The organism is Asaia siamensis (genome assembly GCF_014635085.1).
In the GTDB taxonomy this organism is placed as follows: domain Bacteria; phylum Pseudomonadota; class Alphaproteobacteria; order Acetobacterales; family Acetobacteraceae; genus Asaia; species Asaia siamensis.
Window position 1 is genome coordinate 65,026 of the sequence record NZ_BMCH01000002.1, and the last position, 23,592, is coordinate 88,617.

At 60.0% G+C, this 23,592-nt stretch carries 26 protein-coding genes and 1 tRNA gene; 23 read left to right on the plus strand and 4 right to left on the minus strand.

The genetic code is table 11. From position 1 onward, the window contains the following. The first annotated feature begins 34 nt into the window (after positions 1 to 34). The 14 genes from IEV53_RS03795 to IEV53_RS03860 all read left to right on the plus strand — a co-directional run bounded on the left by IEV53_RS03795 (position 35) and on the right by IEV53_RS03860 (position 14,643). Entirely contained in the window at positions 35 to 1,222 is a 1,188-nt protein-coding gene (locus IEV53_RS03795; RefSeq protein ID WP_371869839.1) for an SMP-30/gluconolactonase/LRE family protein, read from the plus strand. A 484-nt stretch (positions 1,223 to 1,706) separates the two neighbouring features. Continuing rightward, complete coding sequence (locus IEV53_RS03800) at positions 1,707 to 4,340, plus strand: penicillin-binding protein 1A (RefSeq protein WP_229719671.1); 2,634 nt, start codon at positions 1,707 to 1,709, stop codon at positions 4,338 to 4,340. 29 nt (positions 4,341 to 4,369) lie between these two features. Continuing rightward, positions 4,370 to 5,501 (plus strand): peptide chain release factor 2 gene (prfB, locus tag IEV53_RS03805; protein WP_188425487.1). Its coding sequence is split into 2 segments (ribosomal slippage): positions 4,370 to 4,438 and positions 4,440 to 5,501, totalling 1,131 coding nucleotides; the frame shifts between segments, so codons are not numbered across the junction. Positions 5,502 to 5,888: 387 nt separating this feature from the next. Then, positions 5,889 to 6,551: an energy transducer TonB gene (locus IEV53_RS03810; protein WP_188425488.1), complete on the plus strand. Its 663-nt coding sequence runs from the start codon at positions 5,889 to 5,891 to the stop codon at positions 6,549 to 6,551. 198 nt (positions 6,552 to 6,749) lie between these two features. Next, the gene (locus IEV53_RS03815) at positions 6,750 to 7,814 is read left to right on the plus strand and encodes a MotA/TolQ/ExbB proton channel family protein (protein ID WP_188425489.1); all 1,065 of its coding nucleotides are present in this window, start codon (positions 6,750 to 6,752) and stop codon (positions 7,812 to 7,814) included. A 2-nt stretch (positions 7,815 to 7,816) separates the two neighbouring features. Further along, on the plus strand, positions 7,817 to 8,239 hold the full coding sequence (locus IEV53_RS03820) for an ExbD/TolR family protein (RefSeq protein ID WP_188425490.1): 423 nt from the start codon (positions 7,817 to 7,819) through the stop codon (positions 8,237 to 8,239). Positions 8,240 to 8,353: 114 nt separating this feature from the next. Continuing rightward, positions 8,354 to 8,788 carry an ExbD/TolR family protein gene (locus IEV53_RS03825; RefSeq protein ID WP_188425491.1) on the plus strand — a complete coding sequence of 145 codons (435 nt, stop codon included), beginning with the start codon at positions 8,354 to 8,356 and terminating at the stop codon, positions 8,786 to 8,788. After that, entirely contained in the window at positions 8,789 to 10,045 is a 1,257-nt protein-coding gene (locus IEV53_RS03830; protein ID WP_229719539.1) for a hypothetical protein, read from the plus strand. A 100-nt stretch (positions 10,046 to 10,145) separates the two neighbouring features. Further along, the gene (locus IEV53_RS03835; RefSeq protein WP_188425492.1) at positions 10,146 to 10,910 is read left to right on the plus strand and encodes a response regulator; all 765 of its coding nucleotides are present in this window, start codon (positions 10,146 to 10,148) and stop codon (positions 10,908 to 10,910) included. 6 nt (positions 10,911 to 10,916) lie between these two features. After that, a complete protein-coding gene (locus tag IEV53_RS03840) occupies positions 10,917 to 12,278 on the plus strand; it encodes an ATP-binding protein (RefSeq protein ID WP_188425493.1) in 1,362 nt (453 codons plus the stop codon). A 74-nt stretch (positions 12,279 to 12,352) separates the two neighbouring features. Further along, positions 12,353 to 12,916: a NifU family protein gene (locus IEV53_RS03845; protein ID WP_188425494.1), complete on the plus strand. Its 564-nt coding sequence runs from the start codon at positions 12,353 to 12,355 to the stop codon at positions 12,914 to 12,916. A gap of 31 nt (positions 12,917 to 12,947) precedes the next feature. Continuing rightward, on the plus strand, positions 12,948 to 13,538 hold the full coding sequence (locus IEV53_RS03850; RefSeq protein WP_188425825.1) for a malonic semialdehyde reductase: 591 nt from the start codon (positions 12,948 to 12,950) through the stop codon (positions 13,536 to 13,538). Continuing rightward, positions 13,538 to 14,182 (plus strand): tRNA threonylcarbamoyladenosine biosynthesis protein TsaB, encoded by a 645-nt coding sequence (locus IEV53_RS03855; protein ID WP_188425495.1) that lies wholly within the window; start codon positions 13,538 to 13,540, stop codon positions 14,180 to 14,182. The genes IEV53_RS03850 and IEV53_RS03855 overlap by 1 nt, the downstream gene beginning before the upstream one ends. Positions 14,183 to 14,223: 41 nt before the next feature. Beyond that, the gene (locus IEV53_RS03860) at positions 14,224 to 14,643 is read left to right on the plus strand and encodes a GNAT family N-acetyltransferase (RefSeq protein WP_229719540.1); all 420 of its coding nucleotides are present in this window, start codon (positions 14,224 to 14,226) and stop codon (positions 14,641 to 14,643) included. Here IEV53_RS03860 and IEV53_RS14935 read toward each other — a convergent pair. After that, positions 14,616 to 14,849: a sulfurtransferase TusA family protein gene (locus IEV53_RS14935; RefSeq protein WP_371869826.1), complete on the minus strand. Its 234-nt coding sequence runs from the start codon at positions 14,847 to 14,849 to the stop codon at positions 14,616 to 14,618. The two genes, IEV53_RS03860 and IEV53_RS14935, sit on opposite strands and share 28 nt — an antisense overlap. Positions 14,850 to 14,945: 96 nt before the next feature. On the opposite strand from IEV53_RS14935, the gene IEV53_RS03870 reads away from it, so the two are divergent. The 5 genes from IEV53_RS03870 to IEV53_RS03890 all read left to right on the plus strand — a co-directional run bounded on the left by IEV53_RS03870 (position 14,946) and on the right by IEV53_RS03890 (position 18,886). Next, positions 14,946 to 15,344, plus strand: coding sequence for a MucR family transcriptional regulator (locus IEV53_RS03870; RefSeq protein ID WP_188425497.1), 399 nt, complete (start codon positions 14,946 to 14,948; stop codon positions 15,342 to 15,344). Positions 15,345 to 15,410: 66 nt separating this feature from the next. Continuing rightward, positions 15,411 to 15,905 carry a Fur family transcriptional regulator gene (locus IEV53_RS03875; protein ID WP_188425498.1) on the plus strand — a complete coding sequence of 165 codons (495 nt, stop codon included), beginning with the start codon at positions 15,411 to 15,413 and terminating at the stop codon, positions 15,903 to 15,905. 23 nt (positions 15,906 to 15,928) lie between these two features. Continuing rightward, on the plus strand, positions 15,929 to 16,801 hold the full coding sequence (locus IEV53_RS03880) for a GNAT family N-acetyltransferase (RefSeq protein ID WP_188425827.1): 873 nt from the start codon (positions 15,929 to 15,931) through the stop codon (positions 16,799 to 16,801). A 78-nt stretch (positions 16,802 to 16,879) separates the two neighbouring features. Continuing rightward, the gene (lnt, locus tag IEV53_RS03885; protein WP_188425499.1) at positions 16,880 to 18,343 is read left to right on the plus strand and encodes an apolipoprotein N-acyltransferase; all 1,464 of its coding nucleotides are present in this window, start codon (positions 16,880 to 16,882) and stop codon (positions 18,341 to 18,343) included. A 63-nt stretch (positions 18,344 to 18,406) separates the two neighbouring features. After that, positions 18,407 to 18,886, plus strand: a complete 480-nt coding sequence (locus IEV53_RS03890) for a helix-turn-helix domain-containing protein (RefSeq protein WP_188425500.1) — start codon at positions 18,407 to 18,409, stop codon at positions 18,884 to 18,886. A 19-nt stretch (positions 18,887 to 18,905) separates the two neighbouring features. Here the strand turns inward: IEV53_RS03890 and IEV53_RS03895 are convergent, their stop codons facing one another. Next, a complete protein-coding gene (locus tag IEV53_RS03895) occupies positions 18,906 to 19,568 on the minus strand; it encodes a protein-tyrosine phosphatase family protein (protein WP_188425501.1) in 663 nt (220 codons plus the stop codon). A gap of 93 nt (positions 19,569 to 19,661) precedes the next feature. Here IEV53_RS03895 and IEV53_RS03900 point away from each other — a divergent pair, with 93 nt between their 5' ends. Beyond that, positions 19,662 to 19,973, plus strand: coding sequence for a hypothetical protein (locus IEV53_RS03900; protein WP_188425502.1), 312 nt, complete (start codon positions 19,662 to 19,664; stop codon positions 19,971 to 19,973). Next, positions 19,966 to 20,712 (plus strand): class I SAM-dependent methyltransferase, encoded by a 747-nt coding sequence (locus IEV53_RS03905; protein WP_229719541.1) that lies wholly within the window; start codon positions 19,966 to 19,968, stop codon positions 20,710 to 20,712. The genes IEV53_RS03900 and IEV53_RS03905 overlap by 8 nt, the downstream gene beginning before the upstream one ends. A 33-nt stretch (positions 20,713 to 20,745) precedes the next feature. Here IEV53_RS03905 and IEV53_RS03910 read toward each other — a convergent pair whose 3' ends face one another. Beyond that, entirely contained in the window at positions 20,746 to 20,925 is a 180-nt protein-coding gene (locus IEV53_RS03910; RefSeq protein ID WP_188425828.1) for a Trm112 family protein, read from the minus strand. 111 nt (positions 20,926 to 21,036) lie between these two features. Next, on the minus strand, positions 21,037 to 21,993 hold the full coding sequence (locus IEV53_RS03915) for a tetratricopeptide repeat protein (protein WP_188425504.1): 957 nt from the start codon (positions 21,991 to 21,993) through the stop codon (positions 21,037 to 21,039). A 194-nt stretch (positions 21,994 to 22,187) separates the two neighbouring features. On the opposite strand from IEV53_RS03915, the gene IEV53_RS03920 reads away from it, so the two are divergent. Both IEV53_RS03920 and IEV53_RS03925 read left to right on the plus strand, forming a co-directional pair. Further along, positions 22,188 to 22,262: transfer RNA gene (locus IEV53_RS03920), tRNA-Gly, on the plus strand. 322 nt (positions 22,263 to 22,584) lie between these two features. After that, complete coding sequence (locus tag IEV53_RS03925; RefSeq protein WP_188425505.1) at positions 22,585 to 23,514, plus strand: hypothetical protein; 930 nt, start codon at positions 22,585 to 22,587, stop codon at positions 23,512 to 23,514. Positions 23,515 to 23,592 lie beyond the last annotated feature (78 nt).

A 23,592-nucleotide genomic window follows, 5' to 3' on the forward strand; every position in this document is an offset into this window, starting at 1 on the left:
ACAGCAGGAACCGTAACGCTCACAGGATCACATGATGGAACTCAAGATGCCCCTCGCCCGCAGAGGGTTTCTGACAACGGCTCTGGGCGGCGCTGTCTGCGCTGCCCTGCCGGCCCGTGCCGCGACAGAGGCAACGGCAACACCGCCCAACGTGATCAGCCAACCGCCCCGCCAATGGGGTGCTGCTGCGGGACCGGCCTATTTTCCTGACCCCGATGTGATCGCGCTCGATCCGTCTTTCAGCAATCTGACCTATTTCGCTGCTCCCATCCGTCGGATCTACGACAAGGGTGACTGGACGGAAGGCCCCGCCTGGAGCAGCGAAGGGCGTTATCTGGTTTTCAGCGACGTCGTTCAGTCGAAGGCGCTGCGTTATATCTGGGAAACGGGCGAGGTGACGGAGTTCCGTCCGGACAGTTATGCCGCCAACGGCAATTGTTTCGATTTCCAGGGCCGTCTGATCACTTGTGAGGATTTTTTCCGTCGGCTCGTTCGCTTCGAGCATGATGGCAGTGTGACGGTGCTTGCCGACAAGTTCAAAGGCAAGGGGCTGAATTCACCCAATGACGTTGTGCCGCATCCGGATGGCAGCATCTGGTTTACCGATCCGGGTTACGGGACCAACATCTCGGAAGGCCATGCGGACGAGCCGGGCGGTCCGACCAATCCCGATGGCAAGATCCGCTGGAAGATCGGAAGGGAGCTGATTGGCGAGATTGGTGGCGTGAGACGCCAGCAGGACCACGTGTTCCGTCTCGCCCCCGATGGCACGCTCAAGGCCGTGTTGATGGAAAAAGACGTGACCTGCCCCAATGGTCTCGCTTTCTCGCCCGACTACAAGAAGCTCTATATTGCCTCGACCCCTGCCGGGCCCGGTCAGAAGAAGGGCGGCGACCAGGCTATTCATGTGTTCGACGTGCAGGGCGACAGCCTGACCAACGGGCGCGTCTTTGCAGATATGCGCTTTCATGGCGCCCAGATGAATCCTGACGGATTCCGGGCCGATGTGTTCGGCAATCTGTGGTGCGGTGTGACAGGCCCGCTCGGCTTGTGTGGTGTGTTCGTATTTAGCCCGCAAGGCGTTCTGCTCGGGCGTATCCGTCTGCCGCAGGGGTGCTCGAACCTGACATTTGCGGGGCCAAAGCGCGACCATATCGTGATGTGCGCAGGCAGCGCCCTTTATATGCTTCAGGTCGGTGTGCAGGGCGCGGCATCTTCCTGACGCCCAGGAAACTTAGCACCAGTCTGGTCTGATCAATCGCGGCCTTCACAGGTCGCGATTGTCGTTTGTAGGCCAGACTTTGCCCAAACCTACACCCACGCCGGTAGCGCGGGGAGCGAGCCGCGCCCCCTGACGCTGGATCTCCCTGAGGCAGAGCCTTGACCCGGCGTGGATGGAGTAACCGGGGAGCTGCCCCGTTTCTGAACCGCCTGATCCAGCATGGTGCGTGCAAATCAAAAAGGCAGATTTGAGGTTGCCCGTGCAGGGGCGCCGAAGGAACCCGGCAGGCGATGAGACGCTCGTGTCCCTTGATGAAACCGTGCCATAATGGTTGCCCTGTCCCAAGTTTGCGGGGGGCGACGTGCTCCCTCAAGGCTGCTAAACGATTCTCATGATCCGAGCCTCTACTGCCCTCTCATCCGACACGTTCTCATCCCTGTGGCTTTCCACTGCGACCGGTGGTGGCACTTCAGCGACTGCGCCAATGGTCGGACGGCGCGGCGGTGGGCGCAACGGGCCGCCGCGCGGACCACGCTTCCGTCGCTGGCGTCAGGGTCTGGCCATTGCGGTCGGCGTCATGCTGGTCGGTGTGGCCGGGTCGGGGCTTTTTGTCTGGCATCAGTATGAGCAGATCGCTTCCGACCTGCCGAGTGTCGACACGCTCAAGACCTATCAGCCGCCCACGGTCAGCCGGATCTATACGTCTGATGACCGGATCATGGCCGAGCTTGCCGCCGAGCGCCGGATCTATATTCCGATCAACGCCATTCCCGAGCGCGTGAAGAACGCCTTCATCGCGCCGGAAGACCAGAATTTCTATACCCATGCCGGGCTTGATCCACTGGCGATCCTGCGTGCCGAGCTGACCAACCTGACGCATCGCAGCAAGCGTGCCCTGGGGGCCTCGACCATCACGCAGCAGGTGGCGCGCAACATGCTGCTTAACAGCAATGCGCGTACCCTCGAGCGCAAGGAGAAAGAGGCACTCCTCGCCCTGCGTATCGAGCAGACGCTCAGCAAGGACAAGATTCTCGAGATCTACCTCAACGGTATCTATCTCGGTAACGGCGCCTATGGTGTTGCGGCAGCAGCGCAGACCTATTTCAACAAGCCGCTCGACCAGCTGACCGATGCCGAAGCGGCCTTTCTGGGGGCGCTGCCGAAATCGCCCGCAAACTACAATCCCTATCGCCATCCCGAGCGAGCCATCGAACGCCGCAACTGGGTGCTCGACCGGATGGCAGAAATTCATGCCATCACGCGAGAGGCCGCAGAGGCCGGGCAGAAAGAGCCGCTCATCCCGCATGATGCGGTGCGTTTTGGCCCTCTGCCCAATGCCGAGTGGTTCGGCAGCGAAGTCCGTCGCCAGCTCATAGACCGCTACGGTCCTGACCGGGCCATGCAGGGCGGGCTTGAGGTGCATACCAGCCTCGACCGCAAACTTCAGGATGCGGCAACGCTCAGCCTGCGGCAGGGCCTCATGGACTATGACCGCAGCCATAGTCGCTGGCGCGGTCCGGTCACGAAGCTGCATGATCCGGGTGCCATTGCAGGCTGGGCCACGGCGCTTAAAGATATCACGCCTCCTGCTGGCATGATCGACCAGTGGCGCCTGGCTGTGGTCCTCAACCCCGCCCAGGGCCGTGTGGGCTGGCTTTCGCATGGCGAGGCAAAGGAAGGACAGGTCCTGCCGAAGGATCTTGGCTGGATGCGTAGTGGTGGCGCTCTGGCGGCTGGCGATGTGATCATGATCGAGCCGCAGGCTGAACCGGGCCGTGTCGCGGTGCGTCAGGTGCCAAAAGTCGAGGGCGCTCTCGTCAGTCTCGATGCACGCACAGGGCGTGTTCTGGCCATGGTGGGCGGCTGGTCATTCAAGGAGTCGCAGTTCAACCGTGCAACGCAGGCACTGCGTCAGCCAGGTTCATCCTTCAAGCCCTTCGTCTATCTTGATGCGATGGAGCAGGGGATTCCGCCGTCGGAGAAATTCGACGATGCCCCTGTCTCCTATGGCGACTGGCACCCGAAGAACTACGAAGAGGATAACTGGGGCCCGACCACGCTGCATGACGCACTGCGTGAAAGCCGCAACCTCGTTACCATTCGTCTTGCCGCCCATCTGGGTATGAAATCCGTGGCTGACATGGCCATCTCCATCGGTCTTGTCGACCAGATGCCGCATGTGCTGCCAGCAGCGCTCGGCGCGGTCGAGACCACGGTGCTGCGTGAAGCAGGGGCCTATGCGACCATCGCCAATGGCGGCAAGCTTGTCACGCCGTCGCTGATCGATGCCGTGCTCGACCGGGACGGCACCGTGCTCTGGAAACCCGAGGGCGTGTCTCTTGGCACCACCATGCAGGCACCCAACCAGACAGCTGTCATTGCCCCCGCCCTTCCGGCCACGCCCGATACCGGTGTGCCGCCGGCAACGCCGCCGGTTGCGCCTGTGCAGCCGGCTGTGACCCAGCCCGTGGCAGGCAGCGTGGAAGTGCCGCATCTGCAGGACAACCGGCGTCAGGTCGCAAGCGCTGCGAGCACCTATCAGATCACGGCAATGATGCAGGATGTCATCAAGCGTGGCACCGGCACGATTGCAGGACAGGGCATCACGCGCGAGATCGCGGGCAAGACCGGCACCAGCCAGGATTTCCGCGATGCCTGGTTTGCCGGTTTTACGCCCGATATCGTCACCATCGTCTGGGTCGGGTTCGACACACCGCAATCCCTCGGCAAGAGCGAGACCGGCGGGCGCATCGCCGGTCCGATCTGGAACCGCTTCATGAAGGTCGCGCTCGAAGGGCGGCCCGAACTCAAATTCCGTGTGCCCGAAGGCGTGACACTGGCCCGCTACGACACGGGTCGCCTCATGGCGGTCGACGGGTTCAAGGCCGATCAGGTGCCAGGCATGAGCATCGCTCTGCACGGCTTCGGTGCCGGTACCGAGGCGCTGACAGCTGCCGATACAGGGACCGATCTGTACGATACGGAAACCGATATGGCCGGGGCAGCCAGTCAGGCGGGTCTGAGCGACCCCAATGGCGAGAATTCGGGCGCCCCCAAGAAACTTCAGGCCCCCAATGCGCAACCTCCGGGTGACATCGGCATGGGCGGGCTTTATTGAGGCACAAACCTTTTCTGGGAGCATGAACAATGTCGGCCGAAACCGAGGCCCTATCGGAGCAGATCAAGCAGTCGGTGGCACTGCTGAGGAGGCATCTTTGACTGGGATGCAGCACAGACACGACTCGCGGAACTCAATCACCGCGTAGAAGACCCCGACCTCTGGAACGATGCCGACGCTGCACAGAAGCTGATGCGTGAACGCACGCTTCTGGCGACGCAGATCGAAGGCGTCGAGAAGATCGAACGCGACACCGTCGATATGCTCGAACTCGTCGAACTGGCCGAGGAAGAGCAGGATCAGGACACCGTGGCCGAAGCCGTGGCAACCCTGCGCAAGCTGGCCGAGCAGGCCAATGCCCGTCAGATCGAGAGCCTGCTCTCGGGCGAGGCGGACAGCAATGACTGCTATATCGAGGTCAATGCAGGCGCTGGCGGCACGGAGGCCCAGGACTGGGCCGAGATGATGCTGCGCATGTACACCCGCTGGGCAGAGCAGCGCGGCTACAAGGTGACGGTCATGGAAACCAGCGAAGGCGAACAGGCGGGCATCAAATCCGCCACGCTGCTGGTGACGGGTGCCAATGCCTATGGCTGGCTCAAGACAGAGGCCGGTGTGCATCGCCTGGTGCGCATCTCGCCCTTCGATGCGGCAGCGCGTCGTCAGACGTCGTTTGCCTCTGTCTGGGTCTATCCGGTGGTGGATGACACGATCGAGATCGAGGTCAATGACAGCGATCTGAAGGTCGATACCTTCCGCGCTTCCGGCGCCGGTGGGCAGCACGTCAACAAGACCGATTCGGCGATTCGCATCACCCATATCCCGACGGGAATTGTGGTGGCGTGTCAGACAGACCGGTCGCAGCATCGCAACCGTGCCACAGCCATGCAGATGCTGAAGGCCCGCATGTATGAAGCAGAGCTTCAGAAGCGCGAGGCGGCGGCGGCGCAGACCGAGGCGGCCAAGACCGATATCGGCTGGGGGCACCAGATTCGCTCATACGTTCTGGCACCGTATCAGTTGGTGAAGGATCTGCGCACAGGCGTGGAAAAGGGTAATCCAGACGCAGTTCTGGATGGAGCGCTGGACGATTTCATGTCTGCTGCTCTGGCACAGCGCGTGGGTGCAACGCGCTCGGAAGCAAGCGCCACAGCTCAATAAGCTGGGCTATGGAGGAGGGGCTGAATCTCTTGCTACGCAAGACTTTCAGCCCCTTTTTTCGTCTTTCATAAATATTACTCTTGCAGTGAATTAATGTTCCGTTTCACTGTGTCTCAAAGTGTCGTGTCGCTGGTATGCAAACCAACGCGCTCCGGGAAAACGGCACGAACGAAACGAAACTGACTTGACAGCAGTGCCTTACCTTTGCCCAATTTGCACGGGAGCCATGCGTCAGAAGCATGGTAAACATTTCGGGATGTGTCGGCCAAACTGACGCTTGACCGGAACGCAAGTCGCATGGGGCGGTTGCGATAATTTCAAGTCGGTCCGCCCCTCTCGCAAGAGAGGTGTGGGGCACAGGACAGAGGGTTTGGAGTGACACAACCGATGAACTACGCCGAGCAGGAGCGACGCCCGACGAAGTACATCGTCGGCATCGCAATCGCTGTGCTCTTCCACGTCGTTGTGATCTACGCCTTGGTGAATGGTCTGGGTTCGAAAATCGTCGAACAGTTCCATCCGCCGATCAAGACGAAGATCATTACGGAACCGAAGAAGCCACCGCCGCCGCCGCCGCCACCGCCGCCGCCGCAGATGACGACGCCGCCGCCGCCGTATATTCCGCCGCCGAAGATCCAGATTCAGCCGCCGCCGCAGAAGCACGTGATCAAGCAGGTGACGCATGAGAAGCCGCCGGCACCAATGCCGCCTGCGACTGTCTCGGCTCCGCCCACGCCGTCCGCGCCTGTAGGTCCGCCGGTTCCTGACCACTCCGCTGGCGCTGTGCCGATCAACGGTGCGAAGCCTGTCTTCCCTGAGGAAATGCTCGAGGAAAACCGTGAGGGTAGTGTGACAGTGGCCTGCGACATCGACACGACGGGCAAGCCGTCCAACTGTCAGGTGCTGAACTCCTCCGGTGGCCACGCCTTCGTGGAAGCCGCGATGGAATTCCTTCGCAAGGCCCGTTACCAGCCCGCCGTCACCAACGGTCAGGCCGTGGTCGAGCATCACCATACCCTGCACATCAATTTTGCCCTGGGCGACGACTGAGTGCGGACCGGTCGGGTTTCCCCCCGACCGGAAAAGAGAATGGGGTGAGGGGTCCGCAGGATCTTTCCGCCCGGCGGGGACGGGGGCAGGCAGCCTCCGCGCCCCGGATAGTGAGAAACCAAGCCGCTCCCCCCAGAACGGGGCGGCACTGCCAGAGTCCTTCTCGATAGGGGCTCTTTTTCAGAGGATTTGGAGTTAATGACGAGACTGTTCCGCCTTCCCGCTCTCGCCGCCCCGGCCCTGGCAGTCACGCTTGCCGTGGCGCAAGGTGTGGTCGTGCCGGCCGTTGCTCTTGCTCAGGACGCCCCGGCTGCCCAGCCCGCTCCGGCTGCACCGCAGGCAGCGCCTGACGCCGCAGCTCCTGCTGCGCCCGCACCTGATGCAGCCGCTCCTGCTGCCCCGGGCGCTCCGGCACCTGACGCGGCTGCTCCGGCTCCGGGTGCACCGGCTCCTGACGCCGCAGCCCCTACCGCTCCGGCTCCCGATGCCGCTGCTCCGGCCCCGGAAGCTGCTGCTGACACGGCTGCTCCGAAGTCTCAGGAAAACCCGTACGGTCTGGGCGCCCTGTGGTCCGGCGGTGACGTGATTTCCCGTAGCGTTCTGATCATCATGGTGATCATGTCCGCAGGTACCTGGATCATCATGGTCACGAAGTTCATGGAGCAGGCCAAGGTATTTGGTGCTTCCAAGGAAGCCGCTCGTGAATTCTGGACCAAGCCGACCGTTCAGGAAGGTGCTGCTGCCCTGAAGCCGGCTTCGCCGTTCCGCTACATCGCAGAGACGGGTATCGTTGCTGCTGAGCATCATGAAGGCTCGATGCGCGACGCCATCGACCTGCACAGCTGGACCGCGATGTCCGTGCAGCGTTCGGTCGACACCATCAACACGCGTCTGCAGGGCGGCCTGGCCTTCCTCGGCACCGTGGGTTCGACCTCGCCGTTCGTCGGTCTGTTCGGTACCGTCTGGGGTATCTATCACGCTCTGACCGCCATCGGCATTGCAGGCCAGGCATCGATCGACAAGGTTGCCGGTCCGGTTGGTGAATCGCTCATCATGACGGCTATCGGTCTTGCTACCGCTGTTCCGGCCGTTCTGGGCTACAACCTGCTCGTTCGTCGCAACAAGGGCGCCATGGACCGCGTGCGCAACTTCGCCGCCGACGTTCAGTCCGTTCTGCTGGGTGGCTTCCGTCACGGCGTAACGCCGACGACCGGTGGTGACCACAGCCCGACGACCACGACCACCAGCTCGCGAGTTGCCTGATCATGGCAATGAACGTCGGTGGGGGTGGTGAAGAAGACGAAGTCGTCTCGGCGATCAACACGACGCCGCTCGTCGACGTGATGCTTGTTCTTCTCATCATCTTCCTGATCACCATCCCGGTTGCGACGCATTCCGTGAAGGTGCAGCTGCCGCGCGACGCCAACCAGCCGACCCAGACCAAGCCAGGCAACGTTGTCCTGGCGGTCACGGCGAATGGTCAGGCGTACTGGAACGAGATTCCTCTGCGCGGTCATCAGGATCTGCTCGATCGTCTCGAGAAGGTCGCAGTCATCAAGCCGCAGCCCCAGATCCAGATCCGGGGCGACGGCAAGGCACGGTACGAAGCTGTCGGCAAGGTCGTTGCTACATGCCAGGAAGCTGGCATCTACCACATCGACTTTATCACCGAGCAGCCTCACTCCTGATCCCGGTCAGGGCCCCAGCTACAGGAAGACCCCGCTCACAGGGCAGGGTCTTCCGGCTCCGTTTTTTCCAGAATCCGGCCTCTGCCGGTTTTCCGCCTGTTGGAGAGTTCTCTCATGGCCATGAGCGTCGGATCCGACAGCACGCATGAAGACGAGGGCATCGTCGATATCAACACGACGCCCCTGATTGACGTCATGCTCGTGCTGCTCATCATGCTGATCATCACCATCCCGCTCCAGACCCATTCGGTCGCGCTGGACCTGCCGCAGGGCAACCCGCCGCCGAGCACGGAAGAGCCCAAGGTTGTCACGGTTGCGATCGATTTCGATAACTCGATCAGCTGGAATGGTGCCCCCATTTCGTCCGAGGCCGATCTCCAGGCTCATTTCATGGATGCAGCCAATCAGCCTGATCAGCCTGAAATGCATATTCACCCCAATCGTCTGGCCGACTACAAGACGGTAGCTCACGTGCTCGCCGACGCTCAGCGTCTGGGCGTCACCAAGCTCGGTATCGTTGGTCAAGACCAGTTCATGGAAGGACAGTAAGTGCGTTTTCCCCGTTGTTCTCGCGCCCTCCTTGCAGCCAGCTCGCTTCTGGCGGTTTCCTCTTCCGTTCCCGTCATCGGTGCCTGGGTGGCTCCTGCCGCTTACGCTGAAGACCAGCTGAGCGCCAAGGTTGGTAAGCCGCTCCAGGAGGCGCAATCGGCTCTGGGTGCGAAAAACTATGCCAAGGCCATGGCTGCCGTTGATGCGGCCGATGCCCTGCCGGGGAAAACCGAGTACGAGAAATACACCATTGCCCAGATGCGCGCGGCTGTTGCTGCGTCGTCGGGTGATGTGGCGGCTGCGTCGAAGGCCTACGATGTTCTCATCGCCTCGTCGCGCACGCCTGCTGCTGCCAAGCAGCAGATGCTCATGGCCAATGCGACCATGGCGTATAACGCCAAGGATTATGCTCACGCTGTGCCGGCTATCGAGCGCTATCTGAAGATCGCCGGCCCCAATGCGCAGATGCAGGCTCTTCTGGTGCAGGCCTATTACCTGCAGCAGGATTACAAGAATGCTGCCCGTGTCCAGCAGGATCAGATCGACGCCGAAATCAAGGCGAAGCACGTCCCCAGCGAGAACCAGCTTCAGTTCCTGGCGACCTGCTATCATCAGATGAAGGATTCGGCCAACGAGACGCATGCCTATGTGCTGCTGGCCAAGTTCTACTCAAAGCCTGATTACTGGGCGATGCTGATCCATAATCTCGCGGCTGACCCGCAGATGCCGGATGCGCTGCAGTTCAATCTAGAGCGCCTGCGCATGGCGACCGGTGTTCTCAAGGACCCCTCTGACTATATGGATATGGTTGAGCGCGCGGTTCAGGCAGGTCTGCCCCAGCTCGGTCTCAATCTGATGGATCAGGCCTATGCGTCTGGTGCGCTGGGCAAGGATGCCGGCGCCGCCCGCGAGGCACGCCTGAAAGCCATGGTCGTCAAGCGTGTTGCTGAGACAAAGGCCAGCCTTGCGGCTGATGCCGATGCGGCCCGCAAGATGCCCAACGCGGCCCCGTCACTCACGGCAGGCTATAACCTGGTGCTGAATGGTCAGGTCGATGCCGGTCTTGCGTTGATGCGTGAAGGCCTGGCCAAAAAACCGGCCGCGCCGGAAGGAGCCAAGCTTCAATACGGCATGGCGCAGATGGATGGTGGTCGCAAGGACGACGCCGTCAAGACTTTTGCTGATGTCCATGGCGACCACGGATCTGCGGATCTGGCTCAGCTTTGGACGCTTCTTGTAACGAAACCATCAAAGTGAGGTAAAGCGCGTGTAAACGCGCTCCCAACGGTTGTCCTTGCGCCGTGGTAGACATAGATTGTATCAAATCTCGTCTACCACAGCATGATCGATGGGATAAATGACGACAGTAACTCCAGCTCCTGACCTGCCGGCTCGTATCCTTATCGTTGAAGACGACCCCGGCATGCGAACCCTGATCCAGCGCGCCCTTCAGGGCGATGGTTTCCGGGTTCGCAGTGTGGCTTCAGGAGATGAGATGTGGGACGCCCTCGCAGTCGGTCCGGTAGACCTTCTGGTGATGGATGTGATGCTCCCCAAGACCAGTGGCATTGAACTCTGCCGTGCCATCCGCAACGGCCAGGGAACCAACCATCCGGGCGAATCGCCTCTCGCCCAGACCCCCATCATCATGGTTTCCGCACGCGGTGAAGAGCGTGACCGCGTTCTCGGCCTCGAGATCGGTGCCGATGACTACGTGGCTAAGCCCTTCGGCCAGCGCGAGCTTCTTGCCCGTGTGCGCGCTGTCCTGCGCCGCGGCCAGGGTGCAGCGCCGACCGAAGTTTCCCGCAAGGAAACCATCCTGTTTGCAGGCTGGAAGCTCGATCTGCGCCGTCGCGAACTGACCGACCCGTCCGGGGCCGTCGTCGATATTTCGGGCGCAGAGCATGATCTGCTCATCAGCTTCCTCGACAACCCCCAGCGTGTCATCGCTCGTGATCGTCTGCTCGAACTGTCGCGCACACGTCTGGGCGATGTTTCAGATCGCAGCATCGACGTTCTGGTCAGCCGCCTGCGTCGCAAGCTCGGCGCCGATGCTGACGCGTTGATTCGTACGGTGCGTGGCCTCGGCTATATCTTTGTCGCTGAAGTCGAGCGCGTCTGAGGGTAAATGCCTTTCACCCTGGGAGGGGGCAGCACGCCCCGCATCATTCGTCTCTGGCCTGTCGGGCTTGTGGGGCGTGTCAGCGTCGTGCTGTTGGCGGCAGTCATTCTCGTCTTTGTGGCCAGTGCGTTCTTCTATGAGGAAGCCGAAACCTATATCGACGATGACAGCCGCATTACCCAGCTTGCCGAAGAGCTGAGTACCGATCTCAGGGTGTTGCGTACAACCCCGATCAGCCAGCGCGGGCTGCTGGGGGCGCTGCTTTCAGACAACGGAATCAGCGTGGCCTGGCGGTCAGCCAATCAGAGTTTCGAGCGCGATCAGCCGCATCGGCTGCGTCATGTCGAAGACAGCCTGATCGCCAATGATCGCGATCTGGCGCGGGCCGATCTTCATGTCTGGGCCGATCGCGCCGATTCATCGAGCATCCACGGCACCTTGCAGCTGGCTGATGGCAGCCGCCTTGTCTTCAATGTGCCCGGTATTCTGAAGCATCGTCATATGACGGGTGGCCTGGCCTCTGCGGCGATTACGGCCAGTGCCGTCGCGATTGCAGCAGCCATGATCGTGCGGTCGCTCAGCACCCCGCTGAGGGCGCTGGCGGAGGTGGCCGATAGCATCGCCAAATCCGATGACATGCAATGGACGATGGTCGATGAGCGTGGGCCGCGAGAAGTGCGTGGTCTGGCCAATGCAATCAACAAGATGCAGCATCGCATTCGTCGCCTTATCAATGACCGCACCGAAATTCTGGCCGCCGTATCGCATGATCTGCGAACACCTCTGGCGCGTCTGAGACTGCGCGCCGGCTTCATGGACGACGAGGAAACACAGGCAGCCATTGAGGCCGATATCGATGAGATGGAGGCCATGGTGACAGGCGTGCTTGCCTATCTGGCTGGCGATCTCGATCCCGAGCCGGTCAAGCAGGTCGATCTCGTGGCCATACTCAATACCCTGCTCGACTCACAGAGCGATCGGGGCAGGGAGACGAGCTATACCGGCCCCGACCGTTGTCAGGCCTGGGTGCGACCGCTTGCCATCAAGCGTGTGTTTGCCAATCTCATTGATAATGCCTGCAATTATGGTGGCGATGCCCATGTCACGCTCGAAACCGCGGGTCAGGCAGCCATTATATCGGTCGTCGATGACGGTCCCGGCATTCCCGAAGCCGAACTCGAAAAGGTGCTTTCTGCGTTCTATCGTGTCGAGGGGTCGCGCTCTCGTGCGACGGGCGGCATGGGGCTAGGGCTTGCCATCGTTACCCGCGAGGTGGGCCGCGCCAGAGGCAAGGTTGATCTGCACAACGTGCCGGGTCGCGGGCTTTGCGTTCAGATCACGCTTCCTCTCGGTGCCGCAAAGGTCTGAATTCGGGATAAGGGACTTGCGTAGTCGCGATTGATGGCACATCTCACAGCGACAACTGCAAATTGAGAGTCGTGATGTTCATCGAGACCGAGGATACACCAAACCCCGCCACCTTGAAATTCTTGCCCGGTCGCGCCGTGACCGGCCATCGCGGGACGGCCGATTTTGCCGAGGCCAAGGCAGCAGAGGGGCGCTCTCCCCTGGCGACGACGCTGTTCGATGTGAACGGTGTCTGTGGCGTTTTCCTCGGGGCCGATTTTATCTCTGTCACCAAGACAGATGAGTTCAGCTGGAACACGCTCAAGCCGCTGCTTCTTGCCGCCATCACCAGTCATTTCGAGTCGGGCGCGCCCAGCCTTGAGGCCGCTGCCGAGACGCAGGAAGAAGCGATTGCGCCGGAAGATGAGGCTGTTGTCGCCCAGATTCGCGAATTGCTCGATACACGCGTTCGCCCTGCCGTTGCGGGGGATGGTGGTGATATCGTATTCAGGGGCTACCGTGATGGCGTTGTGCGCCTGACGATGCAGGGTGCCTGTGCGGGCTGTCCTTCTTCGCGTGCAACACTCAAGCACGGTGTAGAGAACATGCTGCGCCACTACGTTCCTGAAGTGGTGGCCGTCGAACAGGTTGAGGATTGAAGACGTGAGCGAGACCCATCCAGAGACCTTCATGACGGCCCCCCTGGATGAGACTTCACTCGATCAACTCTTCCGCCACGCGCGCTCGCCGCGTGGCTGGTCCGACCTGCCGGTCGAGCGTGAAACGCTTGTTGCGCTCTATGACCTGCTCAAGCTCGGACCGACTTCAGGCAATTGCTGCCCGGCGCGCTTTGTTTTCCTGACATCCGATGACATGAAGGAGCGGCTCAGACCGGCTCTCTCATCCGGTAATATCGCGCTCTGTCTGCAGGCGCCTGTCGTGGTGCTCGTGTGCCACGACCCACTTTTCTTCGAGCATTTGCCAAGGCTGAGTCGCGAAGCCGATCTGCGTAACTGGTTTGCCGCCGATGTTGGCTTGTCGGAAGAAACGGCCTTTCGCAATGGCTCCCTTCAGGGAGGCTATCTGATCCTGGCGGCCCGCGCCCTGGGCCTGTCCGTGGCGCCATTCTCTGGTTTCGATTCATACGCTGTGGAAGAGATTTTCCTCGGTGACACAGGGTGGCGGATCAATTTCATAGCCGGGCTCGGTTATCCCGATGCCCAGGCTCTGCCCGAGCGTGCCATGCGTCTGGGCTTTGACGAGAGCTGTCTCGTTCTCTGATGCAGGCAGATGGTGCAACGCGCAGTCTGGTGCTGAATGGCGCCACGCTTGGTGCCGGGTCATGTGGCGATGTGGCGGCTTTTCTCGGGAGTGAGTGCGTCGCCCAGGAACATCTGGAGGGGGTCGGGGCAACCGCCTCTCTGGCCGCTACCTGCCAGAACCTGCTTCGCACGCTCGGTTGGCAAAAGGGTCCTCATCGCATCATCGCCGTTACCGGGCCTGGGTCATTTACCGGGCTGCGGGCCAGTCTGGCTCTTGCCGATGGTCTGGCATTCGGCTTTGGAGCGACCCTTCATGGCGTGACAACCGGGCAATGCTTCAGATCCAATCCCGCATGGGAAAACAGTATCTGTGTGACGCAGGCAAGGCGGAACAGGATCTATGTCGAGTTTCAGGACGGCAGATTTTGGGCTGGTGCTCCTGACGACCTTGCCCTGCCAGAGGGCAGTTGCGTGATCGGGAACGGGGCTTCCCTGCTCCAGGATGCAGGTCTCAGGCGTATTGATGTGGCGCAGCCTGATATCGCCCTGATCTTCAAAGCCGGATCACGAATACCCGCCAGCGGTCCTTTGCAGCCCTTGTATATCGATGCGCCAGAAGCCAGGCCGCCTGCGCAGGGCCTGCGGCCTGCGCCGCTTCCTTGACCGGTTCCCCAGCCTGCATCCCAGCAGGGCCTTCTCATGCTTTGCTGCTTTCTGATCTGCATTCCGCCTGCTTTGAGGAAGACGAGCGCTGGAATGAAGACGCTTTCTCGGGACTGTTTGCGACCCCCGGTATCATGGCGTGGGTTATTGTGGTCGGCGAAGATCCAGCCGGGCTGCTGATGCTGCGGCAGAGCGCCGACGAAGCCGAAATTCTGACTCTGGGTGTTCACCCCCGATATCGAAGGAAAAACCTGGCAGCGCAACTGCTGGTCGCAGGCTGCGCGGCGCTCAGAGCGCGCGACGTGACCACCCTTTTTCTCGAGGTCTCAGTCAGGAATGATGCGGCGAAGGCACTTTATCTGAAGCACGGCTTCATTCTGTGCGGGCGCAGAAAGGCGTATTATCCCGACGGGAGTGACGCATCAGTCCTGAGCTACGATTTGACGAGCGTCACGCGGTAATCAGCTATCGTATCTTCGCCGAGCGGCTGACAGTCACTTTTCTGCCCAAGTGTTCTGAGAAGAATTTCCACATTCCGTCTCGTTTCTTCGCCGCGTAAAATAATTTCCAATGCTTCACCGGGACTGCTTTTATCCAGAGCAAGTCTGACGTGAACCGTCGTCATGGGGCAGGTCTTGTCACGGATGTCGATTGTTTTTAACGGCATAATATTTAAACTTTACGAATAGTTGTTATATTTTCTTGAATTCATTTTACCAATCAGTATATCTTTCCTTAAATACGTTCTTTGGGGAGAATTCACATGTCCGACGATCCGGATAACTTGACCCTTCAAAAGCTAACTACACAGATTATTTCCGCTTATGTAACTCATAACGAAATTGCTGGTCAGGATCTACCAAACCTGATCCGTTCGGTGCATCAGACGCTTTCAAGTGTTGCCCATACCAAGCCCGAGACCGTCAAGCCAACTCCGGCAGTCCCTCCCAAGAAATCAGTCTTTCCCGATTACATCATTTGCCTTGAAGACGGAAAAAAGCTGAAATTACTGCGTCGTCATTTGCAGACAGTGTACGATATGACGCCTCAGCAATACCGTGAGCGCTGGGATCTGCCACCCGAGTATCCGATGGTCGCGCCAAATTACGCCAGCCATCGTTCGAATCTTGCCCGCAAGATCGGCCTGGGTCACAGACGGTGAGAAAGCCGCCCTTTGCCTGCCACTTAACGTTGGCAAAGGGCTCGGTTTTCGGCTACGCCCTATTTCATGGTATCTGAAGCGAAAGCTGACGCAAAGCGAAGCGGGCGGGCTCAGGATGAGTCGCGCATCGGTCAATTATGCATCGAACGTGGCCTGAAAATGACAGGGCAGCGTCGCGTTATCGCGCGCGTTCTGTCAGAGGCTGAAGATCACCCCGATGTCGAGGAGCTGTATCGCCGCGCGTCACAGCTCGATAGCCGGATCTCGATCGCCACGGTCTATCGCACGGTCAGGCTGCTCGAGGAAAAGGGCATTCTCGAGCGTCGTGACTTTGGCGGCGGTCGCGCACGCTATGAGGCCAGTGAGCCGGGTCACCAGCACCATTACCATCTTATCGACGTCGATACCGGCCATGTCGTGGAATTTGAGGATGAGGAACACGCAGCCCTGATGGAGAGGCTCGCGCGTCGTCTTGGCTTCGATCTGGTTTCTCATCGTCTCGAACTTTTTGGTCGCCGCCTGCCGCAGAAGGCAGGTGAGCCGACAGGTCAGGACGGATGAACGCCAAACCTTCGCACGCCGAGATGTTTCGCCTTCTGGTGACAGATGGCGACAGCACGGGAGCGTCCAGTCAGTCACTCTCGACACTCGATCTGGCGCGGGATGCCTTTCCTGAATTACGCGGCGGGCAGCTGGGTGTCAGGATCGCGACAACAGATGCCGAGCGCGAGGCAGCGCAGGCGCTGCGCTATCGCGTCTTTTTTGAAGAGATGGGTGCGCGCGCCGATGAACGCACCGCCCGGCTGAAGCGCGATATCGACGATTTTGATGAAGTGGCCGACCACCTGCTGGTTATCGACCATGCCGTCTCTTCCGGAGCGGAAGGTGTGGTGGGCACCTATCGTCTGCTCACCAGTGACAAGGCAGCCCTCCTTGGGCGTTACTACACGTCCAGCGAATACGATATTTCCCCGCTGACCGAGTTTCCGGGGCGCCTGCTGGAGGTTGGTCGCTCCTGCGTCGATCAGCGTTATCGCGGTCGTTCGGCCATGCAGCTCCTCTGGCGGGGAATCGCCTCCTACATTTTCCTGCATCGGATCGATGTGCTGTTCGGCTGTGCCAGTCTGCCCGGTACCAATCCGGAGTTGATGGCAGACGAACTGACCTATCTCTATCATAACCATCTGGCGCCTCCGGCGCTGCGTATCCGTGCCCTGCCAGATCGTTATGTCGATATGCAGCGCAGTGATCCGCATCTGCTTGATCACCGTAAATGTCTCTCCAGATTGCCGCCTCTCATCAAGGGGTATCTGCGTCTGGGTGGTTTCATTGGTGACGGCGCTGTCGTCGATGAGCAATTCAACACGACGGATGTTGCCGTTCTCGTCAAAAGCGAGCTTCTGGCGGACAAATATTACCGTCACTATGAGCGTCGCTTGAGGGACGCTCTCGAATAAAACCAGGAGCAAACTGTGACTTACCGGCTCTGGAATTCTCCTTTCCCGCCGAGCCGGCTTCCATTTTCCACCGGGAAAATGATTCTGGCTGATCTTCTCGTCGGGGCGTTTGCAGCCCTGGCGCTTCCGCCCCTCTTTTTTCTGCCGGCACTGGCACTCGGGCTTCTCTACCTTTATCGCTGCACCCAGGATGCGTCGAGCGCCCGACAGCTGGCTCTCCACGCCTTCTTCTTCGGCCTTGGCTACCATACCCTGGCGCTTTCCTGGCTGACCAATGCCATCCTGACCCGCGCCCATGAGTTCTGGTGGGCCGTGCCTATCGCTGCGCCCGGATGTGCCCTGATTCTGGCTCCGCTTACCGTGGTGCCCGTCCTGCTGTGTCGTCTGGCGCCTTCCGGTCTGTCCAGAATGATTCTGCTTGCAGCGCTCTGGACACTCGCCGACATGGCACGTGTCTTTATCTTCACAGGCTTCCCCTGGAACCCGACAGGCAGCGTTTTCGAGCTTCCCGGTCTGGCAGGAGACATCCTGATCCAGCCTGCGGCCTATATCGGCGTCGACGGGTTGAGTTTTCTCGCTGTTCTCACCGGTCTCCTCGTGTGGCACTCCCGCCGGGCGCGTATTTTTCTAGGCATCTTCTATGCCGCATGGATCGGGGCAGGCTGGTATCGCCTCTCTCATCCGACCCTGCTTCCGGTAACCAATCCGGTGGTCGCCCTGCTGCAGGGCAATGTGCAGGAACGTGATATTCTCTCGCGTTCGGGAGCGCTGGATGCGTTCAGGCTCTATCTGCGTCTGACGAATGAAGGGGTCGCCCGGGCGCGTGAATTGGCCGCGGATCGCAGCGTCGTCTATCTCTGGCCTGAATCCGGATTTCCAGGGCTGCTGGATGAGGATGAAGCCGCGCGTCGGCTGATCGCGCAGGCCGCAGACGGTGCGTGGGGCATGATCGGGTCTGATCGGCGCGATACCCAGAACCGCTTTTACAACAGTGTCATGGCGCTGGACGAGAGCGGCAAGATTGCAGCGGTCTATGACAAGGCGACACTCGTTCCGTTTGGTGAGTACCAGCCGCGCTTCATTCCGTTCAACCTTCTTCCTGACCAACTGACACCCGGTCGCGGCCTCGCAACCTGGTCCCTTCCTGCTCTGGGGCAAGTGGGCCCCATGGTGTGCTACGAGATTATTTTCTCTGGGCATGTCATCGGGCCAAGCCGACCCAGCTGGCTGGCCAATGTCACCAACGATGCGTGGTTCGGCAATAGTGCCGGACCGCGCCAGCATCTCGCCACGGCCAGAATGCGCGCCGTCGAAGAGGGGCTTCCGGTCGCTCAGGCGGCAAATATGGGTATCACCGCGGCATTCGATGCTTCGGGTCACGAACTGGGTCGTCTGTCCTGGGGGCATGCAGACAGTCTGGTCATTGCCTTACCTTCGCCTCAGCCACCGACCATCTTTGCCCGCTATGGAAGGAATCTGCCGCTAGTTCTCTGTGCTTTTGGGGTTTTTCTGGCTGTTTTCCTTGGGCGCCAGCGAAGATAGATAATAAAAGGTTAATGGATTACGATTGGCACCTGTGATTAACCCCAGTATGAGTCCTTGTGTATGAGTAATACCACGAAAAGCGCTTCGGCCGCTGGTCCGATAGACGCCCTTGTGGGAGCGCGTATTCGGCTTCGACGGACTCTTCTGGGTATCTCTCAGGAGAAGCTTGGCGCAGCACTTGGATTGACCTTCCAGCAGGTGCAGAAATACGAGCGTGGTGCCAACAAGGTTGGTGCCAGCCGTCTCTACGAGATGTCGCGCGTATTGAACGTGCCGATAGGGTTCTTTTTTGATGATCTAGCAGGTGTCAGGCCGTCGAACCCGGGATTTTCTCCGCAGGGCGCGGGGTTCTCCGAGGTGCCGCCAGGCTTCAATGGCAAAGGAAGCGAGATGGGGCGTGATGCATCGCGTTTTGCGGCGAAAGGCTCTGATCTTGACGAGTCATCGTTGGAGCTTCTCCGGGCGTTTCAACGCATTTCCGACGAGCGTGTCAGGCGACAGCTCGTTAATCTCGTGAAAAGCATGGCCTCGCCCGAATAGGGCGTGCGCCCGGCAGGTTCTATTCCCGACGCAGAACCTGATCCGTAAGAAAAGATGCCAGTTTGCCGGCCACGAAATCCTGCTTGAGCTGAACCTCGTCATATTCGTGCTCGACCCAGTCGAGAAACGGAACTCGACCTTCAGCCTGCCTCTGATAGCGCAGAACGAAGGCGTCCAGAATGCCGGTACGGGCGCGATTGAAATGGCCAAAACGCCAATGGAGCTGCCTGAGCGCCTCGGCTGCAGAGCCTCCCTCAAAGAGAATGACCAGAGCAGAGGCCAGACCGGCGCGATCGGCACCCGACTTGCAATGCATGAGCATTGGCATGTCGATGGATTTATAAAGCCCGGCAAAGCGCAAGATGCGATCGCGATGAGGGGCGCCACGGCTTTCAAAGGCCATGTCGATATGGGCAAGACCAAGGTTCTGTGCAGCATCGCGAGAAAGCGCGTCGGAGCCACAGCGCCGATGACCGCGCAGATTGACCAGCGTATGCAGTCCCAGGCGGCGCTTCAGACGCGCGAGCCTTGCCGGCGTCGGGTGATTGCAGCGATAGACCTTGCCCGGCACCACAGTTGCCAGATTGGTCCAGGGTAGGCGAAAGATCGCATGATCGACAAACAGGCTGTCGATCCACGCCCTGCGGCGACCACGGGGTGAGGCAAGCGATCCATCGAACACGAAACTCTCTCCTTGAGACAATTCGCCCTGCCTGCCGCAGCGGCGCCCATCCGTCAATTGCCGCGCGTGAGTGGGGTTGATACAACTCATTGCATGCGTGCCTTTTCGCTTCTCTTCTTGATGACGGTTCTTACCGGCTGCGCGGCAGAGACGTTCGGCCCGCCCAGGCCTGATCTGGCTGTCAACGGCCCGCCCGGCCATCCGCCAGGGCGACCGCCCCATCACGACCGTATGGCCCGTGCCTATGCCTCGTTGCCCATCGCCATTCCGGGTATGGACGGGCAGTCTGGCCCGCCAATACTGCCGGGGCTTGCAACAGAGACGGTCACCAGTGAGGTCAAGCCGCAATATGCGGTGCCTGACGCAGAAGTCTCTTACGGCAAGAAGGATGCGGGGCATGAGTGAGTTCGTGACCGGGCAATATGACCCGCGTGCACGCGATTACGTGCAGAGTGCAGTCCATGCCGCGGGTGCAGATCTGGATCATATAGCCGCTCTCGTGAAAGCATCAGAGGCGCGCGTTGTTCTCGATCTCGGTTGTGGGGGAGGGCATGTCAGCTACGCTGTCGCGCCGCATGTCGATCGGGTTGTGGCGTATGACCCGACACGCAGCATGGCGCGGGCGGTGCAGGAAGAAGCGCACAAGCGTGGCCTTGTCCAGCTGAGCCCGGTTTGCGGTTATGCCGAGAGCCTGCCATTTGCTGCTTCATCGTTCGATGCTGTTCTGAGTCGCTTCAGTGCGCATCACTGGGCCGATCTGGAAACGGGGCTGAGTGAATGGAGGCGGGTCCTGCGTCACGGCGGCACAGGGATTCTGGTCGATACGGTCGCCCCGGAAAATGCCATGGCCGATTCGGTGCTGCAGACCATAGAAACGCTGCGCGACCCGTCTCACATGCGCAATTACAAGGTATCGGAGTGGTGCCGTCTGCTTGCCGCTGCCGGTTTTCAGGTCGAGGCCGTCACCAACAGGCGGTTGCGCCTCGATTTTGTACCCTGGGTAGCGCGCACGAAAACGCCAGACCTGCATCAGCAGGCCATTCTTTCTCTGCAGCGTGCGACCAGCCCCTCCGTCAGGGAAATGCTGGAAATCGACGAAGATGGCAGTTTCACGCTGGACACGGCCCTGTTCGTCCTGCGCTGACCCCTTGTGGGGTCGCGCCTGCAAATCTGCCTGTCAGTCCGAAATATGACGTGCTTCTTCTGGCAGCATCACCGGAATGCCGTCGCGAACGGGATAGGCCAGCCCGGCCCCCTTGCTGATGAGTTCCTGCGCATCGCGGTCATAGACCAGCGCTTCTTTGGTGACCGGGCAAACCAGCATGGAGAGAAGGCGTGGGTCGAGATCCTGAGCCATGTTCGAAATCCTGAAATGTTGAGAGGCCGTATCGCCGGGGCGTCTGTTCATGAAACATGACGCCTCGCCTGGGGAAATCCGGCCCTGATCTGTGATAGGGCCGGAGAAGGCTCAGGAAAAGAGCAGGGCGGAGAGCTTGCGACGGGCCGGAAGTGTTGCCGGGTCGCTGTTTCCCCAAGCTTCGAAGAAGCGCAACAGTTCGGCCTTGGCGGCACCTTCATTCCATTCACGGTCCTGGCGCAGGATCGACAGCAATGTGTCGGCAGCTTCCGCCTTGTCACCCGCGCCGTTCAGCGCACCCGCAAGACGAAAGCGCAGGGCGAGGTCATCAGGCGCGGCGGCACATTCAGCGCGAAGCCCGTCCAGAGCCGAGGCAGCCTGACGGCTTTCCTTGTGAAGGGCCAGAGCAGAGCGGGCACCGGAGACGCTGGGGTGCTCTGCCAGCTTGGGCGGCACCTGACTCAGGGCTTCATCGGCACCTTCATCGTCATCGAGAGCGATCAGGGCACGGATCATGCCTCCCCAGCCTTCGGGGTTCTCTGGTTCCATTTCCAGCAGTGACGCATAGAGACTGGCCGCTTCTGCCGCCTCGCCGTCCTGCAGGGCAGCATTAGCGGCAGCAAGCAGATCGGCGCTTGGCATGGTGGCGCCTGTCGCCTTGAGGACCTGCTCTATGAAGCGACGCACTTCGCTCTCAGGCTGGGCGCCCTGCATGATGTCGAGAATCTGTCCCTTGTAGAAAGCAGCGACCAGCGGGATCGACTGAATGGGCAGGCCGATCTGTCCGAGCTGTGCAGCCAGCGCCGCATTGGCTTCGACATCGACCTTGACCAGCTTGACCCGGCCGCCAGCCGCCGTGACGGCGCGTTCAAGAATGGGCGTGAGCTGTTTGCATGGCCCGCACCAGGGGGCCCAGAAATCGACCAGTACCGGAAGCTGGCGGCTGGCCTCCAGCACTTCTGGCATGAAGCTGCGCTGGTCGGCATCGACGATCATGGCGCCAGCATTCTGGGGGGCGCCCGTTACACCCTGCGGCTGGGGAGGGTTCTGCCCGATGATGTAATCCATGGAATCTCTCTGTTCTAAGGCGATGCCGGTGAGGGGCTTTGCCGCCCGGTAAGCTTGGCTACAAGATTGTTCTGAAGCCCTTAGGAAGCAAGTCCGACAGGGCCTGACGCAGGGAAAGTGAAAAAAAACGCGTTTTTTGAAAAAACCCTCTTGCGCCATAACGCTGTAGGCAATATTAACCCGTCCAACGGAACGCGGGCGTAGCTCAGGGGTAGAGCACAACCTTGCCAAGGTTGGGGTCGTGGGTTCGAATCCCATCGCCCGCTCCAGACAAGACTTTCATTTGTCTGGAGCAGCGCTTCCGAAATCCAGAATAAAATCGAATACAGAAAAATGAGTTGCAGTGATTACTTTCTCACTTTTGCGTGAGGCGGTTCCTGTATAACCCTTGCCTGTTAATGAACCTGTCTCCCTGTGCAGAAAATACCGCCGGGATAACGGTTGCGTTCATAAAATAAGAAATTAAACCGTTGCGAAGAAACAAAAGAACAGCACGGCGTAATTTTGAGACAAAATCCCACTTTTGCAAAAATAAGTCGTCCAGTCTTGTCTGGATTACCTCGCTTATTCGTGATCGCTTTTGCTTTTTGCATGACGATTTCGGCGCGTGCCTCTGATGACGAGCCGCAACCTAAACGCGAGCAATGGTATACTGGCTCGCTCATCTCGCCATCTGGTCCGCAGTTCAAGGCGGGTGTGCTCGGGATCGAACCGTATCTCACCTATAATCAGGCAGTCGATTATCTCGGGGCCAACGGCTCGAGTGCGCCGATGGATGGTGGACAGAGAACCATCAGCAACTCGACCATGGTGAAATATGGTCTGACCGATCATATCAGTATCCAGATCTTCCCCGCGATCAGCTATGGCTGGAAGAAACATGACGGCAATACGAGCGGGCTCAAATTCGGCGACATGCCGGTCGATTTCCTGTGGCGCTTCCTCGATCCTGATCCCAAACGCTATATTCCGGTCATGAGCCTTTTTGTCGGCATGCTCATGCCGACAGGCGATTACTCGCAGCTTGGCCGCAGCCAGGATGGTGTGGGTAATGGCGCCTATGTCTTTCGTACGGCCCTGGTCGAGCAATCGACCTATGAACTGCCCCATGACTACACGCTGCGTCTGCGCATGTGGGGCACGTTCCGGCGTGCGGTCTCTTCCGCACAGCTGCAGGACATGACGAGTTATGGCACGACCAAGGGCTTTGTCGGGCGCGGGCGCCCCGGCATGAACGGTCAGACCGGCTTTTCACTCGAGTTCGGTTTCAACCAGCGTCTCGTGCTGGCGGTCGATATGGTGCGCGACTGGTCCAACGGGTCGCGGGTCTGGGGCTCCTATCGTGACGGACGACGCATTGACCGTATCGGGGCCTCGTCAGGCGACTGGATGGTGGCGCCAGCCCTCGAATACAGCTGGTCACCACGCTTTGGTGTGATTGCAGGCGCCTCGACCTTTTTTGCAGGCCACAATACCAGTCTGACCGTTTCGCCACAGATTGCCGTCAACATGATGTTCTGACGGCGTCAGCTGTCGTTTGCCGGGCTTGTGGGCTTGCCTTGCGACAGGGAGCGCGTCACGCTTCCTTTTGTTCAAGCT

Excerpts from the sequence above, each read along its gene's own strand:
- IEV53_RS03880 (WP_188425827.1), top strand. The coding sequence starts at position 15,929 with ATGTTTCGCCTTCTGGTGACAGATGGCGACAGCACGGGAGCGTCCAGT.
- IEV53_RS03810 (WP_188425488.1), top strand. The coding sequence starts at position 5,889 with ATGAACTACGCCGAGCAGGAGCGACGCCCGACGAAGTACATCGTCGGC.
- IEV53_RS03855 (WP_188425495.1), top strand. The coding sequence starts at position 13,538 with ATGCAGGCAGATGGTGCAACGCGCAGTCTGGTGCTGAATGGCGCCACG.
- IEV53_RS03815 (WP_188425489.1), top strand. The coding sequence starts at position 6,750 with ATGACGAGACTGTTCCGCCTTCCCGCTCTCGCCGCCCCGGCCCTGGCA.
- IEV53_RS03845 (WP_188425494.1), top strand. The coding sequence starts at position 12,353 with ATGTTCATCGAGACCGAGGATACACCAAACCCCGCCACCTTGAAATTC.
- IEV53_RS03795 (WP_371869839.1), top strand. The coding sequence starts at position 35 with ATGGAACTCAAGATGCCCCTCGCCCGCAGAGGGTTTCTGACAACGGCT.
- IEV53_RS03820 (WP_188425490.1), top strand. The coding sequence starts at position 7,817 with ATGGCAATGAACGTCGGTGGGGGTGGTGAAGAAGACGAAGTCGTCTCG.
- IEV53_RS03890 (WP_188425500.1), top strand. The coding sequence starts at position 18,407 with ATGAGTAATACCACGAAAAGCGCTTCGGCCGCTGGTCCGATAGACGCC.
- IEV53_RS03850 (WP_188425825.1), top strand. The coding sequence starts at position 12,948 with ATGACGGCCCCCCTGGATGAGACTTCACTCGATCAACTCTTCCGCCAC.
- IEV53_RS03900 (WP_188425502.1), top strand. The coding sequence starts at position 19,662 with ATGCGTGCCTTTTCGCTTCTCTTCTTGATGACGGTTCTTACCGGCTGC.
- lnt (WP_188425499.1), top strand. The coding sequence starts at position 16,880 with ATGATTCTGGCTGATCTTCTCGTCGGGGCGTTTGCAGCCCTGGCGCTT.
- IEV53_RS03840 (WP_188425493.1), top strand. The coding sequence starts at position 10,917 with ATGCCTTTCACCCTGGGAGGGGGCAGCACGCCCCGCATCATTCGTCTC.
- IEV53_RS03825 (WP_188425491.1), top strand. The coding sequence starts at position 8,354 with ATGGCCATGAGCGTCGGATCCGACAGCACGCATGAAGACGAGGGCATC.
- IEV53_RS03875 (WP_188425498.1), top strand. The coding sequence starts at position 15,411 with ATGGTATCTGAAGCGAAAGCTGACGCAAAGCGAAGCGGGCGGGCTCAG.
- IEV53_RS03905 (WP_229719541.1), top strand. The coding sequence starts at position 19,966 with ATGAGTGAGTTCGTGACCGGGCAATATGACCCGCGTGCACGCGATTAC.
- IEV53_RS03870 (WP_188425497.1), top strand. The coding sequence starts at position 14,946 with ATGTCCGACGATCCGGATAACTTGACCCTTCAAAAGCTAACTACACAG.
- IEV53_RS03910 (WP_188425828.1), bottom strand. The coding sequence starts at position 20,925 with ATGGCTCAGGATCTCGACCCACGCCTTCTCTCCATGCTGGTTTGCCCG.
- IEV53_RS03915 (WP_188425504.1), bottom strand. The coding sequence starts at position 21,993 with ATGGATTACATCATCGGGCAGAACCCTCCCCAGCCGCAGGGTGTAACG.
- IEV53_RS03800 (WP_229719671.1), top strand. The coding sequence starts at position 1,707 with ATGGTCGGACGGCGCGGCGGTGGGCGCAACGGGCCGCCGCGCGGACCA.
- IEV53_RS03835 (WP_188425492.1), top strand. The coding sequence starts at position 10,146 with ATGACGACAGTAACTCCAGCTCCTGACCTGCCGGCTCGTATCCTTATC.
- IEV53_RS03925 (WP_188425505.1), top strand. The coding sequence starts at position 22,585 with ATGACGATTTCGGCGCGTGCCTCTGATGACGAGCCGCAACCTAAACGC.
- IEV53_RS14935 (WP_371869826.1), bottom strand. The coding sequence starts at position 14,849 with ATGCCGTTAAAAACAATCGACATCCGTGACAAGACCTGCCCCATGACG.